At 67.4% G+C, this 12,362-nt stretch carries 13 protein-coding genes; 12 read left to right on the top strand and 1 reads right to left on the bottom strand.

The window, feature by feature from the left end; all coding sequences use genetic code 11:
- Window positions 1-231 precede the first annotated feature (231 nt).
- From QAD21_RS18590 to QAD21_RS18565, 6 genes are all read left to right on the top strand, one after another.
- Window positions 232-1,776 carry a sugar ABC transporter ATP-binding protein gene (locus QAD21_RS18590; protein WP_277243421.1) on the top strand — a complete coding sequence of 515 codons (1,545 nt, stop codon included), beginning with the start codon at window positions 232-234 and terminating at the stop codon, window positions 1,774-1,776.
- A gap of 138 nt (window positions 1,777-1,914) precedes the next feature.
- Entirely contained in the window at window positions 1,915-3,021 is a 1,107-nt protein-coding gene (locus QAD21_RS18585) for an ABC transporter permease (protein WP_280359970.1), read from the top strand.
- Window positions 2,924-4,048: a substrate-binding domain-containing protein gene (locus tag QAD21_RS18580; protein WP_277243419.1), complete on the top strand. Its 1,125-nt coding sequence runs from the start codon at window positions 2,924-2,926 to the stop codon at window positions 4,046-4,048. The genes QAD21_RS18585 and QAD21_RS18580 overlap by 98 nt, the downstream gene beginning before the upstream one ends.
- Before the next feature lie 194 nt (window positions 4,049-4,242).
- Entirely contained in the window at window positions 4,243-5,136 is an 894-nt protein-coding gene (locus QAD21_RS18575; protein WP_231742459.1) for an SHOCT domain-containing protein, read from the top strand.
- Between the two features lie 151 nt (window positions 5,137-5,287).
- On the top strand, window positions 5,288-6,259 hold the full coding sequence (locus tag QAD21_RS18570) for an alpha/beta hydrolase family protein (RefSeq protein WP_058252376.1): 972 nt from the start codon (window positions 5,288-5,290) through the stop codon (window positions 6,257-6,259).
- Between the two features lie 85 nt (window positions 6,260-6,344).
- Entirely contained in the window at window positions 6,345-7,091 is a 747-nt protein-coding gene (locus QAD21_RS18565; protein ID WP_065629777.1) for an alpha/beta fold hydrolase, read from the top strand.
- A gap of 101 nt (window positions 7,092-7,192) precedes the next feature.
- Here the strand turns inward: QAD21_RS18565 and QAD21_RS18560 are convergent, their stop codons facing one another.
- On the bottom strand, window positions 7,193-8,128 hold the full coding sequence (locus tag QAD21_RS18560; RefSeq protein WP_280359968.1) for an oxygenase MpaB family protein: 936 nt from the start codon (window positions 8,126-8,128) through the stop codon (window positions 7,193-7,195).
- 84 nt (window positions 8,129-8,212) lie between these two features.
- Between QAD21_RS18560 and QAD21_RS18555 the strand changes: the two genes are divergently transcribed.
- The 6 genes from QAD21_RS18555 to QAD21_RS18530 all read left to right on the top strand — a co-directional run bounded on the left by QAD21_RS18555 (window position 8,213) and on the right by QAD21_RS18530 (window position 12,338).
- Window positions 8,213-9,226: an o-succinylbenzoate synthase gene (locus tag QAD21_RS18555; protein ID WP_280359967.1), complete on the top strand. Its 1,014-nt coding sequence runs from the start codon at window positions 8,213-8,215 to the stop codon at window positions 9,224-9,226.
- A gap of 100 nt (window positions 9,227-9,326) precedes the next feature.
- The gene (locus tag QAD21_RS18550) at window positions 9,327-9,560 is read left to right on the top strand and encodes a hypothetical protein (RefSeq protein WP_247450016.1); all 234 of its coding nucleotides are present in this window, start codon (window positions 9,327-9,329) and stop codon (window positions 9,558-9,560) included.
- Window positions 9,557-10,189, top strand: coding sequence for a TetR/AcrR family transcriptional regulator (locus tag QAD21_RS18545; protein ID WP_247450014.1), 633 nt, complete (start codon window positions 9,557-9,559; stop codon window positions 10,187-10,189). Before QAD21_RS18550 ends, QAD21_RS18545 begins: the two co-directional genes overlap by 4 nt.
- Window positions 10,190-10,264: 75 nt before the next feature.
- Window positions 10,265-11,194: an SDR family oxidoreductase gene (locus QAD21_RS18540; RefSeq protein WP_280359966.1), complete on the top strand. Its 930-nt coding sequence runs from the start codon at window positions 10,265-10,267 to the stop codon at window positions 11,192-11,194.
- Window positions 11,195-11,205: 11 nt separating this feature from the next.
- Window positions 11,206-11,802, top strand: a complete 597-nt coding sequence (locus QAD21_RS18535) for a hypothetical protein (RefSeq protein ID WP_280359965.1) — start codon at window positions 11,206-11,208, stop codon at window positions 11,800-11,802.
- Entirely contained in the window at window positions 11,799-12,338 is a 540-nt protein-coding gene (locus tag QAD21_RS18530) for a hypothetical protein (protein ID WP_280359964.1), read from the top strand. Before QAD21_RS18535 ends, QAD21_RS18530 begins: the two co-directional genes overlap by 4 nt.
- The last annotated feature ends 24 nt before the right edge of the window (window positions 12,339-12,362 follow it).

Here is a 12,362-nt window from a genome sequence, read left to right as displayed (position 1 = left end):
CGTGCGTCGACACCACCGCGCACGGCCTCCCGCGTTTCTTGACGCGCCGATCACTAAGATTCACGCCTCAGCGAAGGGTCTGACGACCCCGCTGGACTCTAGCGTCTCGAGGGCCGCTGCGCCCCAACTTTTTAAAGTTTCGCAGACTGCTGGACAGATCTATGTACATAGTTCACTATGATCCAGATAACACAGGTCGAGATAAAGTAACTATGATCACGTGAGGTGCTGATGGTCGAGGCGCTTGAGGTTGCGAACCTCTCCAAATCTTTCGGTGGCCAGCGGGCGCTGGCCGACGTCTCGCTCTCCCTCGGCCCCGGCGAGATACGCGCGCTGGTCGGTCAGAACGGGTGTGGCAAGTCGACTCTGATCAAGGTTCTCGCGGGTTACCACGAGCCGGATCCGGGTGCAACGATCCTCGTCGGCGGGAACGAGCTGCACCTCGGTGTGCCCGGCAGCGGTGAGACCGCCGGCCTTCGGTTCGTCCATCAGGAACTGGGTCTCGTCGGCTCCCTGGACGTGGTCGACAACATGGCCCTCGGTCACGGCTACCGGCGAACGCGTGTGGGCACCATCGATTTTCGCGCTGAGCGTCGGCACGCACGATCAGCGTTGGACGAGCTGGGCATCGACCTCGACCTCAGGAAGCGCGCGTCCGACCTGAGTATGAGTGAGCGGACGATGCTCGCGATGGCGCGCGCGGTCCAGGGCGGCAGCGGTTCGGCCAAGGTGCTGGTGCTCGACGAGCCCACCGCCAATCTCCCGGCAGCAGAGGCCATTCGGCTGTTCGACCTGGTGCGCAGAATCCGCGACTCCGGCGTGGCGGTGCTGTTCGTCTCCCATCACTTGCCGGAGGTCTTCGACCTCTGTGACACGGTCACCGTCCTGCGGGACGGCAACGTGGTGACCACGCGTCCGCTGACGGGCCTCGACGAGGACGCGCTGGTTGCGCTCATGATCGGGAGCCGAACGCCCGCAACCCCATCCGCGGCGCCGGTCAGACCGCCGACCGCGCCGCCTGCCGGCGGTGTCGAGCGGTCGGCAATGCTCGATGTGACGCAGATGTCGTGCGGGAATCTCACCGGGTTCGATCTCTCTGACGGGGCGGGTGAGGTCGTCGGGATCGCCGGAATCACCGGTTCCGGACGCGAATCGGTCGTTCCGGCACTGTTCGGCGGGATCGGCCGGGTCGGCACCGTGACAGTCGACGGTGTGATCGTGCGCGCCGACCGGCCGGACGTCTCGATGGCGGCCGGGATGGGATGTGTGCCGGCGGAACGGTTGGCGAACGCCGCGTTCGCGACGGCGTCGCTCCGGGAGAACGTTTCCGTGGCTGACCCCTGGGCCCACGCCACGGCGGGATTTCTTCGCCTGAAGCGCGAAAAGTCCGATGTGGCAACGTGGCTCGACCGGCTCGGGGTACGCCCGGCCGGCGACACCGAACGTCAGCTCGGCACCCTCAGCGGTGGCAACCAGCAGAAGGTGATGCTCGCGCGTTGGCTTCGCCGCCATCCCCGGGTTCTCCTGCTCGACGAACCGACACAGGGTGTCGATGTCGGCGCGCAAGCCGACATCCATGCGCTCATCGATGACGCCGCATCGGCCGGAGCTGCGGTGCTCGTCGTCTCCACCGACCACGCCGCGCTGACTCGTCTGTGCGACCGGGTCGTCGTCCTCGCGGCGGGACGGATCGTCGATGAACTCCGGCGGCCGAACATCGATCCCGACGAGCTGACCGCCTCGACGCTCAAGACCTCCGCTCACGTACATGCGTAAGACCTCAGAACCGAAAGGACCCGCGATGACCACACAGTCATCCGAAGAAGTGCCGACCGCGTCCCGTGGCGGTGGTGCCGACGGCGGTACGCCCGCGGGCCCGGGCGGGCTCGGCCCCGAATCGGCCGACGTCGGCGCGTGGTGTCCCTGGGCCTTGATCGGTTCAGCGGCATCTACGTGTGGGTGGCCATCATCGTGTTGTTTGCGCTGTGGATCCCGGACACTTTCCTCACCGAGGGCAACCTCAGGATCATCGCCGGCGATCAGGCCATCACCGCGATCCTGGCGATCGGTCTGATCGTGCCGCTGGCGGCCGGGGTCTTCGACCTCTCCATCGCAGGCGTGATGGGCTTCTCGGTCGCCATGGTCTCGTATCAACTGTCCCTGGGGATCAGCGCGACGGTCGCGATACTCACCACGCTGCTGTGCGGAGCCCTCATCGGTGCCGTCAACGGCTTCGTGGTCGTCCGGCTGAAGGTGGACTCCTTCATCGCGACGCTGGGAATGTCGAGCATCATGCTGGCGGGGACGTACTGGGTCACCGACGGCAAACAGATCACCGAGGGGTTCACCGACGGTTTCCTCGGGCTCGGAAGCGGTATGTTCCTGGGTCTTCCGTTGCCCTTCTACTACATGGTGGTGGTGGCGGCGGTCATGTATGTCCTTCTCGAGAAGACCCCGCTGGGGCGGTACCTGTACGCCACCGGCGGAAATCGGCAGGCAGCCCGGCTCGCGGGTCTGCGCGTCGAGCGGATCATGTTCGGCTCCCTGGTCACGTCCGCGACCGTGGCGGCGCTGGCCGGCGTCGTGCTGGCCGCCAAGCTCGGCACGGCTGCGCCCGATATCGGCCGTCGTACTTGTTGCCGGCGTTCTCGGCGGTCTTCCTGGGCTCGACACAGATACGGGCGGGACGAGTCAACGTGCTGGGCACCCTCGTCGCCATCTACCTGCTGGCCACCGGGGTCAAGGGACTCCAGCTCGCGGGCGCGCCGAGCTTCGTCAATGACCTCTTCAACGGCCTCGCCCTCATCATCGCGGTCGCGCTGGCCGCCCGTACGGCACGACGTTCGTGACGAACGCTCGCTGCCTCCTTCTGCCGCTGCGGCGGATCCCCATCGGCCGAGAGGCCATCGTGAAAGGAAACCGAGTGAGAACCAAGTCCTGGGTGCAGACGATGATCGCGGTGGCCGCCGTCGGTGCCGTCGCCACCGCCTGCTCGAGTGCCGACGGTGGGGGTTCGGGTGAGCCCGCAGATGTCTCGGCGGCGCGTAGCGTCGCGGATCAATACGAAAGTCCCCCTGACGGATTGGTGCTCACAACTCCGCTGAGTCGCGCTCCGCAAGCGGGTAAGTACGTGATCAGCATCGAGACGCCACAACCGATCTCGAGTGCAAAGGACGACGCGATCCAACAGGCCGCGGATCTCCTGGGGTGGCGCTACCAGCGAATCCTGCAGGGTACTGACGCCGATGCCGGTCCGAAGGCGATGGACCAGGCGATCGCTCTCGGGCCGGACGCGATCCACATCTCGGGCACGCCGCTGTCGATGTTGTCGACGCAGATCGAACGCGCCTCGGACGCCGGGATCCCGGTCATCGCCGACAGTGTGGGCGACGATCCGGTGCCCGGGGTGATCTCGACCTCGCTCGACGGCACCAAGCAGGTCCAGGAATGGGGCAAGATGGTCGCGAGTCAGGTCGTCGCCGACAGCGATGGTGAGGCCAACATCGCCGTCTTCACCATCACCGACTACCCGATCCTCAATGTCTTCACCGATGCTTTCACCGCACAGATGAAGACACTCTGCCCCGGCTGTCGTGTCGAGATGATCAATCAACAGGTGACCGACCTGGGTACCAAGACGCCTCAGAGTGTGGTCAGCACGCTGCAACGTGATCCCGAGATCAACTATGCGCTCTTCTCGTTCGGGGACCTGGTGCTGGGCGTGGACGCGGCGCTTCGGGCCGCGGGGCTCCAGGATCAGGTGCGATTCGCCGGTCAGACGCCGACGCCGGCCAACCTCGCATCACTGAAAGACGGAGACGACAGTGTGTGGGTCGGCTTTCCGGTGCAGATCCTCGGCTGGCGTGTGATCGACATGCTTGCCAGGCAGTTCAACGGCGACGATCTGAAACCAGCCGATGATGCGTTCTTGCCGACCCAGTTGCTCAACAGCGACAACATCGGGACTGCGGTTCTCGATCCGAAGACGGGGTTCTACGTCGGCGTGGCCGACTATCAGGACCAGTTCGAAAAGCTCTGGCTCAAGTAGCGCGCACCAGGCGCGGTCACGTCAGGCGCTCGGTCACATGTGTGACCGAGCGTCTCGCGTGGTACGGCCAGTGAGCGAGGCGCGCGCTCCCTGGTTCTCGTGACACATTCACTCACGACCCGCCTGTCGTTCCATGGCCGGACGCTGTGTCATAAGGGCTTCCGTCACCGCAGGTCCACGCATAGAGTTCGCGCATGACCATGTTCGGAGAGTCGGGGACCGGGCCACGTGTTCCCGCCCATGTGTGGAGTGCCGTGGGCACTTTCGCGTTTGTCATGCTGTGCGGGATCGTCGGTCCGATCTTCCTCGTCGCCTACTTCGTGATCGATGCACCCGACACGGAGTGGATGCTGTGGACCGGGATCGGCATCACCGTGCTGGATATCGTTCTCGGCGTTGCCATCGCGTGGTTCAACTATCGGGGTGGCGCCAAGCTGGAACGCCTGCGCGCCGCCGGAGTGTTCGGCATCGCCGAGATCACCTCGATCGGTCAGACGAATGTCGAGATCAACGACCAGCCGCTGATGAAGCTCGGGCTCCGGATCCACGCCGAGGGACTCGCTCCGTTCGAGGTGTCGACGAGGAAGGTCGTGCCGCATTACCAGCAGCCGCTGCTGCACGCCCGTCGGTTGGCCGTGATGGTCGATCCCGAGTCCCAGGACTTCGAGATCGACTGGCAGGCAACCGCTTTGCTCGCCGGTTCGGTGCCGGCCAGGTTCACCTCCGAAGAAGACGGCCGGACCTACGATCTCACCGGCCAGGCGGAACCGTTGGGGGAGATCCTGCAGATCCTCGGACGTCACGGGGTGGCGGGCAGTGGCGTGATCGATCTGCGGTCCAATCCCGCGGCCCGAGCGGAAGTCATGGAGGTCGTGCGCGGCTGGGCGGGAGTCCGGGCGGATTCGGCGAGCTCGTCTCGGATGGACCCCCCGTCGTTCACCAAGGCCGGTGGCGGGTCGGGCCGGGGTGGTGACCCGGGCCGTTCGCCGGCCGAACGGCTCGCGTCGCTGGACGAACTGCGCCGCACCGGCGCGGTCACCGAGGAGGAGTACGCGCGGGCGCGTCAGCGCATCGTCGACGATCTCTGAGGATGCGTGGATGGTCTGTAACAAGGTGAATCCACTGCCACATACGCCACTCGATTCACTGTAGTCGCTCTGGTCACCACTCGATATCGATGTCGATGCCCTAGGGTCACAACCGTGGCATTGCTGATCGTCGTCGAATTACAGTTCGTCGGTGCAGCTTTCACTACGGCCGCGTCGGCTTGCCCGCCGACGTCGAGCCCTCGCGTTCGCCCTCGCGCTCCTCGCGGTGGTCGGCGTGGTCACCATCGGGTCGGGTAACGCGTCCGCGTCGGCCGCGTTCGGCAGGTTCCACGTGTCCGGCTGCGGCATGCCGAGCACCCCGGTCGACACCTGGACCCGGTGGGGCAACAGCAAAACCGTCATCGCTCTCGACGGTCTTCGCGCGACCGGTGACATCAGTGGCTGGCGTCGCGACACGCGTGTCCACCGCATCGCCGACTCCGGCGTCAACGTGATCCAACCGGTCGGAGGTCTCGCGAGCTTCTACACCGATTGGGAAGCGGCGAGCCCGGCCAACAAGGTCGGATACCGCTATCGGTGGACGTGCCGACTCGACACCATCGTGCGCGAACTCGACGCGCGCGGACTCGCCGTCGGCCCGCTGGGCAAATACGCGATCATGGGCATCTCCATGGGCGGTAACGCGGCGATGGTCTACGGGGCGTACCACCGCAAGCGCATCTCGCACGTCTTCTCGATGTCCGGCTACCTGAACCTGTCCGCGCCCACGATGCGAGAGGCCGTTCGGCTCGCGTTGATCGACGCCGGGGTCGGGGCGGGGGTCGGTCCGTTCAGCGCGGACGCCATGTGGGGACCGCCCTGGAGTGACCGGTGGACGCGCAACGATGCACTCGTCCAACTGCCGCGGATGCGCGGGATGAAGATCCGCATCGGGTCCGGTTCGGCGACATGGGGTCCGCACAACGCCGACGCCGTGGCCTCGGTCAAGGGCACACCGCTGGAGGTGGTGTCGCTCGCGCAGACCCGGTCGTTCGAAGTCGCGGCCGCGTTGCAGGGCATCCCGGTCACGACGGACTTCCCGTCCGTCGGGACACACGCTTGGGGGTACTGGGAGGACATGGTGTGGCGCGCCAAGAACAGCGGCTGGTTCCGCGACCGGTGACGACGACCGGTGAGGTGCGGTCTGCGCGGACGGCTGGGTGGAGTGTGACGGCTCCCGCACGGCCGACGTTCGTAAGCTGACGGTCATGCGTGTTCTGCGTCGAAGCGGCGACCCCGACCTCGCGGTCCGGATCGCGGGGGAGGCCGACCGGGGCGTACCGGTCGTCCTCGTGCACGGGATGGCATCGGACCATTCGACCTGGCGCCGGCTCGCGACGGCACTCCGCGCCCGCGGGCGTGCGGTGATCAGCGTGGACCTCCGTGGACACGGGCGCAGCGGCCGGGCCCGTGAGGTCTACCGGCTCGACGACTTCCGCGACGACCTGGCCTATGTCCTCGACACCCTCGGGATCGCGGTCGCCGACGTGGTCGGCCATTCGCTCGGTGCCCACACCGCGCTGCGACTGGCCATGCGTGAGCCCACGAGAATCCGACGCCTGGTGCTCGAAGAGGTGCCGCCGATGCCCCGCGACGAGGCCGATCTGTCCGAGGGCATCGCCATGCGCGCCACCCTGGGCGAGCAGATTCGTGGGCTGATCGCGCTCGCGCGCAACCCCTTTCCGGTCATCCGCTACGACGGCCGGATGGGCGACCAGATCGTCGCCGAATTCGACGTCTGCGCGCCGCGCTGGTGGTCGGAGCTGCCGGATGTGCAGGCCACCGCCATGGTCATCTCGGGTGGCGAGAAGAGCTTCCTGCCCCCGCGCCACCTGCAGACCCTCAGCGACGCCCTGCCGAACTCGCGGTTCGTCACCATCGAGGCGGGGCACAGCGTTCACCGCGACCGCGCCGAGGAGTTCGTCACCCACGTCGACGGGTTCCTCGGGCACTGACCCTTCGTGACGGCCCTCCGCAGGCTCCGGGCCTCCTCAGGGAGCGGAAGCGGCCGCCGCCCTCCGCAAGCTTCGGGCGCTCCTAAAGAAGCGAAGCGCTATCAGGCGGGCTTGTTGTGCAGCGGTCGCGGGTCGATCCCGACCTTGCGCCAGGCGTCGTAGGCCCAGGGGACGTAGAGGTACTTGAGCGGCAGGCGGTTGATCAGCGGGTTGGCGGCCCGCATGAGGGCGGCGAACCGTTGGAAGTTCTTCTCGCGCCTGTCGTTCCACTCGAGGTCGCACACGTCCCGCATCTGCTGGGGCAGCGTTCCGACGACAACGGTGCGGATGAAGGCGTTCAACGGAAGCGACAGGATCTTCCACACGGGCGCGGGGATCTTCTTGGGGCAGGGGAGTCCCTGCCGGATGTAACCGGTGGCGTAGACGATCGTCTTGTGCGGCACGAACCGGTCGAGCATGTCTTCCCAATACTGGACGAACTCCTCGTAGGTCTGCGGCTGCCCGCGATCGCTCACCCCGTAGAGCTGATACCAGACCTTGCTCTCCTCGAAAATTTGGACCTTCTCGGCGTAACTCAGGCGTCGGATGAAGGTGTCGGTGATGTAGAGGACCTGGTCGACGAACGTCGCGTGCGCCCAGTAGAACAACTCCGGATTGAGTGCGTGGTACCGCGATCCGTCGCTGATGGTGCCCTTGATGTCGCGGTGGAAGTCGCGCACCGTGCGCCCCCACTTCTCCGGCTCGGTGCTGTACACGGTCCGCATGACCGGGGGGCCGGTCCGCTTGGCCCGGCCGAGGAAGTCGCTGAAGATGATCGAGTGATCGAGCACGGCCTGGCCGAGTTGTTCGATGCAGTTCTCGGTGCCGGCCAGACGCTGGAAGCCCAGCAGTCCGCGGTTGTCGCCGTAGAACTTCCACACGAGCGAGTCGGCGCCCAGACGCGGCGAGGCGATCTCGCCCGCGGTGTCCGGAGTGTCGTCGACGATCATCGGCTCTGCCTCGCGGATACCGGCGTCGAATCCCTGGTTGACTGACATGGCGGCGAGAATATCGCACTTGGAACAAACTTGGAAGGTTGTTCCAACGACGCGGGGTGATCTGTATGCGGAGAGGGAGGACGGATGATGCGGGGCAGGCAACCGGACTGGGCGCTTCCCGACGTCGAGGAGGTCCTCGCTTCCGCTGTCGCGGTGCGCCTGCCGATGCGTACGAGATTCCGCGGCCTGACCACGCGCGAGACGATGGTCTTCGCGGGGCCGGCGGGTTGGGGGGAGTTCGGTCCGTTCGTCGAGTACGACGACCCGGAGGCGGCCTCGTGGCTGCGGGCCGGCATCGAGGCCGCCTGGGTCGGCCCTCCCGCCGCGGTCCGCGACACCGTCCCGGTCAACGCGACCGTGCCCGCCATCCCCGCCGACGAGGTCGACGCATTGCTGCAGCGATACCCCGGCGCGGGAACCGCGAAGGTCAAGGTCGCCGAACCGGGGCAGACCCTCGACGACGACGTCGCCCGGGTCGCGGCGACGCGGGAGCTCATCGGCAGGGTGCGCATCGATGCGAACGGCGGCTGGACCGTCGACGAGGCCATCGCCGCCCTGCGCGCCATCGGTGAGGTCGAGTATGCCGAACAGCCCTGTCGCACAGTCGAAGAACTGGCGGCCGTGCGTCGGGCGGTCGAGGTGCCGATCGCTGCCGACGAATCCATCAGGAAGGCCGAGGACCCGTACCGTGTCGTCGCGGCCGACGCTGCTGACGTGGCGGTGGTCAAGGTCGCGCCGCTCGGCGGCATGCGCACAACCCTCCAGCTCGCTGAGGACCTGGGACTCGACATCGTGGTCTCGAGTGCCCTCGACAGCGCGATCGGGATGGCCGCCGGCGTGGCTGCCGCGGCCGCGCTACCGCGCCTGGAGCTTGCGTGCGGGCTGGGCACCGGGTCGTTGCTCGCCGCGGATGTCGCCGCGTCCTTCCAGATGGTCGACGGCTCGGTGGGAACGCGATGGTTCGGCACCGACGCCTCGGTCGACGTGCGCGGACTCGCGGTCGAAGAAGAGCGTCAGCATTGGTGGCGCGAGCGTCTGCGGCGGTGTCACCGCCTGCTGACGATGGACGGGTCGCCCACGGGTCGCGGGCGAGGATAGGAACGCATTTTCCGATCTGTCTCAACGTGGTCTATCATGCGATGTGGGTCACATGCCGACCGTCCGTACCCGGGGCGGTTGTTGCGGGAGGGAGACGATCATGGCCTCGGTTCTGGCGACAGTGCCGGCAGCAGTCGATTCGGTCGGCGTCCCGTCTCCCGACCGCGACGGAACCCCGTTGCACGTCGGCCGGGGTCGCGGTGTCCGCGGACACCGGACCGCCGGGCTGTATTTTGACCAGATGGAGATCACGGAGATCAGACATCGCCGGCTGCACGAAAACCACTGGTCGGCACCCGAGGACTCGCTGCCCGCCACCCGTGGGCGGCGATGACCGTGGCAGGCACCGGAACCAAGGCCGACAGCAGGAATCGGACCTCGACGCGTAAGGTCCGCAACACCGCCAGCCCGGCCGACCAGGAAGCCGCGATCCTCGCGGCTGCCGGGGCGGAGTTCGCCGAGGTCGGTGTCCGACGCGCGAACATCGACGAGGTCGCCGCGCGGGCTGGAGTGAGCCGCAGCACCTTGTACCGGCGCTTTCCGAACAAGGATGCGCTGCTCTACGCGGTGGCCAACGACGCCTACGAGACGGGCATGCAGAAACTCGAGGCCTCGGTGAAGGGGCTCGGACCCAAGGCCGCGCTGGTGGAGGCGTTCGCCGTCGGCGCCGAGTGGGTCACCTCCGATCCGCTGCTGAGCCGGATCGTCCTCACCGACTCCGAGATCAAGAGCGTCACGGCGACGATGACATCGTTGTTCATCGACATGGTCACCGACCGGGTCGCGGCCACACTCCGCGACGAGGGTGCGCAGATGCCCGTCGAGGATCTGCTGGAAGCCGTCGAGATCCATGTGCGACTGGTGATCTCACTGCTGGAGACGCCGCCGTCGGACCCTGCTCGCAACGAACCCCAGCGCGTTCGGGATTTCGCCGCCAAGTTCCTCGCACCGATGATCTGGTGAAACCCCACCGGAGATGACGGGCCACGCCGGCCCCGTTCCTCTCGTCTGAAGTCCGCATCCACCGAAGGAGATCCAATGAGTCTGCGTGACAAGCTGTCCCGCACACCCGACCACGACGCGATCCGCGCCGCGCTACGGGACAAGGTCGTGGTCATCACCGGCGGCGCGCGTGGCATCGGATTCGAGACCGCGACCCAGCTGTCCGAGGCGGGGGCCAGGGTCGCGATCGGTGATGTGGATTCCGAGGCGGTGGGCAAGGCCGCCGCCGACCTCGGTTGCGAGGGCATCGAGGTGGACGTGACCAAACGCGAGTCCTTTGATGCGTTCCTGACCGAGGTCGAAAACCGGCTCGGACCGATCGACGTGCTCGTGAACAACGCCGGGATCATGCCGGTCGGACCGTTCCTCTCCTACGACGACACGATCATCCGCCGGACCTACGAGATCGACGTCCTGGGCGTGATCATCGGATGCCAGGAGGCGGCCCGCCGGATGGCGCCCCGCCGGACCGGCCACATCGTGAACATCGCATCGACGGCCGGGCGCATACCCACCCCCGGCCTCACCATCTACAACGGCGCCAAGGCAGCCGTCATCGAGTTCTCCGAGGCGCTGGGCGCCGAGCTGGAGCCGCAGGGCGTCGCCGTCAGCGCGGTACTCCCCACGTTCACGCGAACCGCCCTGATCTCCGGCCTGCAGACCAACAAGTTCATCCAGACCGTCGAGCCCGGCGAGGTGGCGTCGATCGTCGTGCAGACGATCGCGCGGCCGGTGGTCCGCGTCTACGCGCCCCGGTCGATGCGGTGGGCGGAGTCGGGCGCGTTGTTCCCGCAGGCGATGAAGCGGTGGTCGCGCCGGTTGACCAAGCTGGACTCGATCTTCCTGAGCCCCGACCAGCAGGCGCGCGCGGCATACTCCAGCCGGATCCGCGGTGAGAAGATCGACACCCGGGCGCCGGGCGACAATCTGACGCAGCCCCAGGAGAGCACGCCCCTGTCGTCGTGAAGAGGGACGGCATGGGTGCTCGGTCGGGGGCGCAGGAGGTGTCCGCCGACCGGGCCGCGAGGCGCGAGCTGCGCGAGGCACTGGACGATCTGCACACCCTCGAGGTCGAGGCCGGACTCCGTCGGCGCCTGTCGCGGCTCCGCTGGGTCGTCGCGGTCGTGGTCCTCGTCGTCGCGCTCGTGCTCGCGGGGGTGGCGGTGACCGCGTGGCAGCGAGACCGTGAGCGGTACTCCGATGCCGAACTCCAGTCCGCGGCGGCCGACCGGGTTGCGGTGCTCATCGCCCCGAACAGCCGAGACGATCGGCGCGCCCAGCGCATCCTGGCCGGCGCCACCGGCACCTTCTACGACGAGTTCGCCCAATCCGCCGACAGCTACACCGAATTCATCCGGGCCAACGGCACCGTCGCGCAGTCCTCCGTCGACGGCACGGGGATCTCCGTCCGGACCGGCGACACCGCCACGGTCCTCGTCGCGGCCACCGTCGTCTTCACCGGTGGGGCGGCGCCGGCCGAGACCGGCGACCGAGCGCGCAGATTCCGGTTGCGGGTGCTCATCACACCGGCCGACGACACGCTGAAACTGAGTGCGGTGCAGTACCTTCCATGACGCCACCGACTCACACCCCGGGCGTCGAGCCGGTCCCGGGACGCGGAACGACCCGGCCCATCGGGGTGCGAGGTGCCGCCATCCGCCTCGCGATCGCGGCGGTTGTCCTGGTCGCGACGCTCGTCGTGGTGCTCGCCCTGTGGAACTCGCACCGTACCGGCTCCGACGTCGCGGAGAGCCGAGACCAGTTGCGAGCACAGGCGGGAACGATCGTCGCGGACGTGTTCTCGGTCGATGCGGACCGCTGGCAGCAGGACCGGACGCTGGCGCGGGAGCGGGTCGCCGACGAGTTCACCGACAGCTACGGGGCCCAGCTCGATCGGCCCCCGCCCGAGGGGACGTCGTCGGTGACCTGGCGCCCCGAGGTCGTCAGCATCGTCGCGGTCGACGCCGCGGAGGGGGAGGCGCTGCTGCGTGTCGTGGTGACAGTACGTCCGGCCGCGGGGCCGGCGACGACCGTTCAACGCACGGTCCTGGCCCGCTACGCGCGGTCGGACGACACATGGCTCCTCGCGGCGGCGGATGTGATCGGATGAGCGTCCAAAGGAATCTGCGGGTGC

The sequence above is a fragment of the Gordonia sp. SMJS1 genome (genome assembly GCF_029866425.1).
Classification (GTDB): domain Bacteria; phylum Actinomycetota; class Actinomycetes; order Mycobacteriales; family Mycobacteriaceae; genus Gordonia; species Gordonia hongkongensis.
This window is presented reverse-complemented; position numbering and strand designations above follow the sequence as displayed.

Excerpts from the sequence above, each read along its gene's own strand:
- QAD21_RS18590 (WP_277243421.1), top strand. The coding sequence starts at position 232 with ATGGTCGAGGCGCTTGAGGTTGCGAACCTCTCCAAATCTTTCGGTGGC.
- QAD21_RS18575 (WP_231742459.1), top strand. The coding sequence starts at position 4,243 with ATGACCATGTTCGGAGAGTCGGGGACCGGGCCACGTGTTCCCGCCCAT.
- QAD21_RS18565 (WP_065629777.1), top strand. The coding sequence starts at position 6,345 with ATGCGTGTTCTGCGTCGAAGCGGCGACCCCGACCTCGCGGTCCGGATC.
- QAD21_RS18560 (WP_280359968.1), bottom strand. The coding sequence starts at position 8,128 with ATGTCAGTCAACCAGGGATTCGACGCCGGTATCCGCGAGGCAGAGCCG.
- QAD21_RS18555 (WP_280359967.1), top strand. The coding sequence starts at position 8,213 with ATGATGCGGGGCAGGCAACCGGACTGGGCGCTTCCCGACGTCGAGGAG.
- QAD21_RS18550 (WP_247450016.1), top strand. The coding sequence starts at position 9,327 with ATGGCCTCGGTTCTGGCGACAGTGCCGGCAGCAGTCGATTCGGTCGGC.
- QAD21_RS18545 (WP_247450014.1), top strand. The coding sequence starts at position 9,557 with ATGACCGTGGCAGGCACCGGAACCAAGGCCGACAGCAGGAATCGGACC.
- QAD21_RS18540 (WP_280359966.1), top strand. The coding sequence starts at position 10,265 with ATGAGTCTGCGTGACAAGCTGTCCCGCACACCCGACCACGACGCGATC.
- QAD21_RS18535 (WP_280359965.1), top strand. The coding sequence starts at position 11,206 with ATGGGTGCTCGGTCGGGGGCGCAGGAGGTGTCCGCCGACCGGGCCGCG.
- QAD21_RS18530 (WP_280359964.1), top strand. The coding sequence starts at position 11,799 with ATGACGCCACCGACTCACACCCCGGGCGTCGAGCCGGTCCCGGGACGC.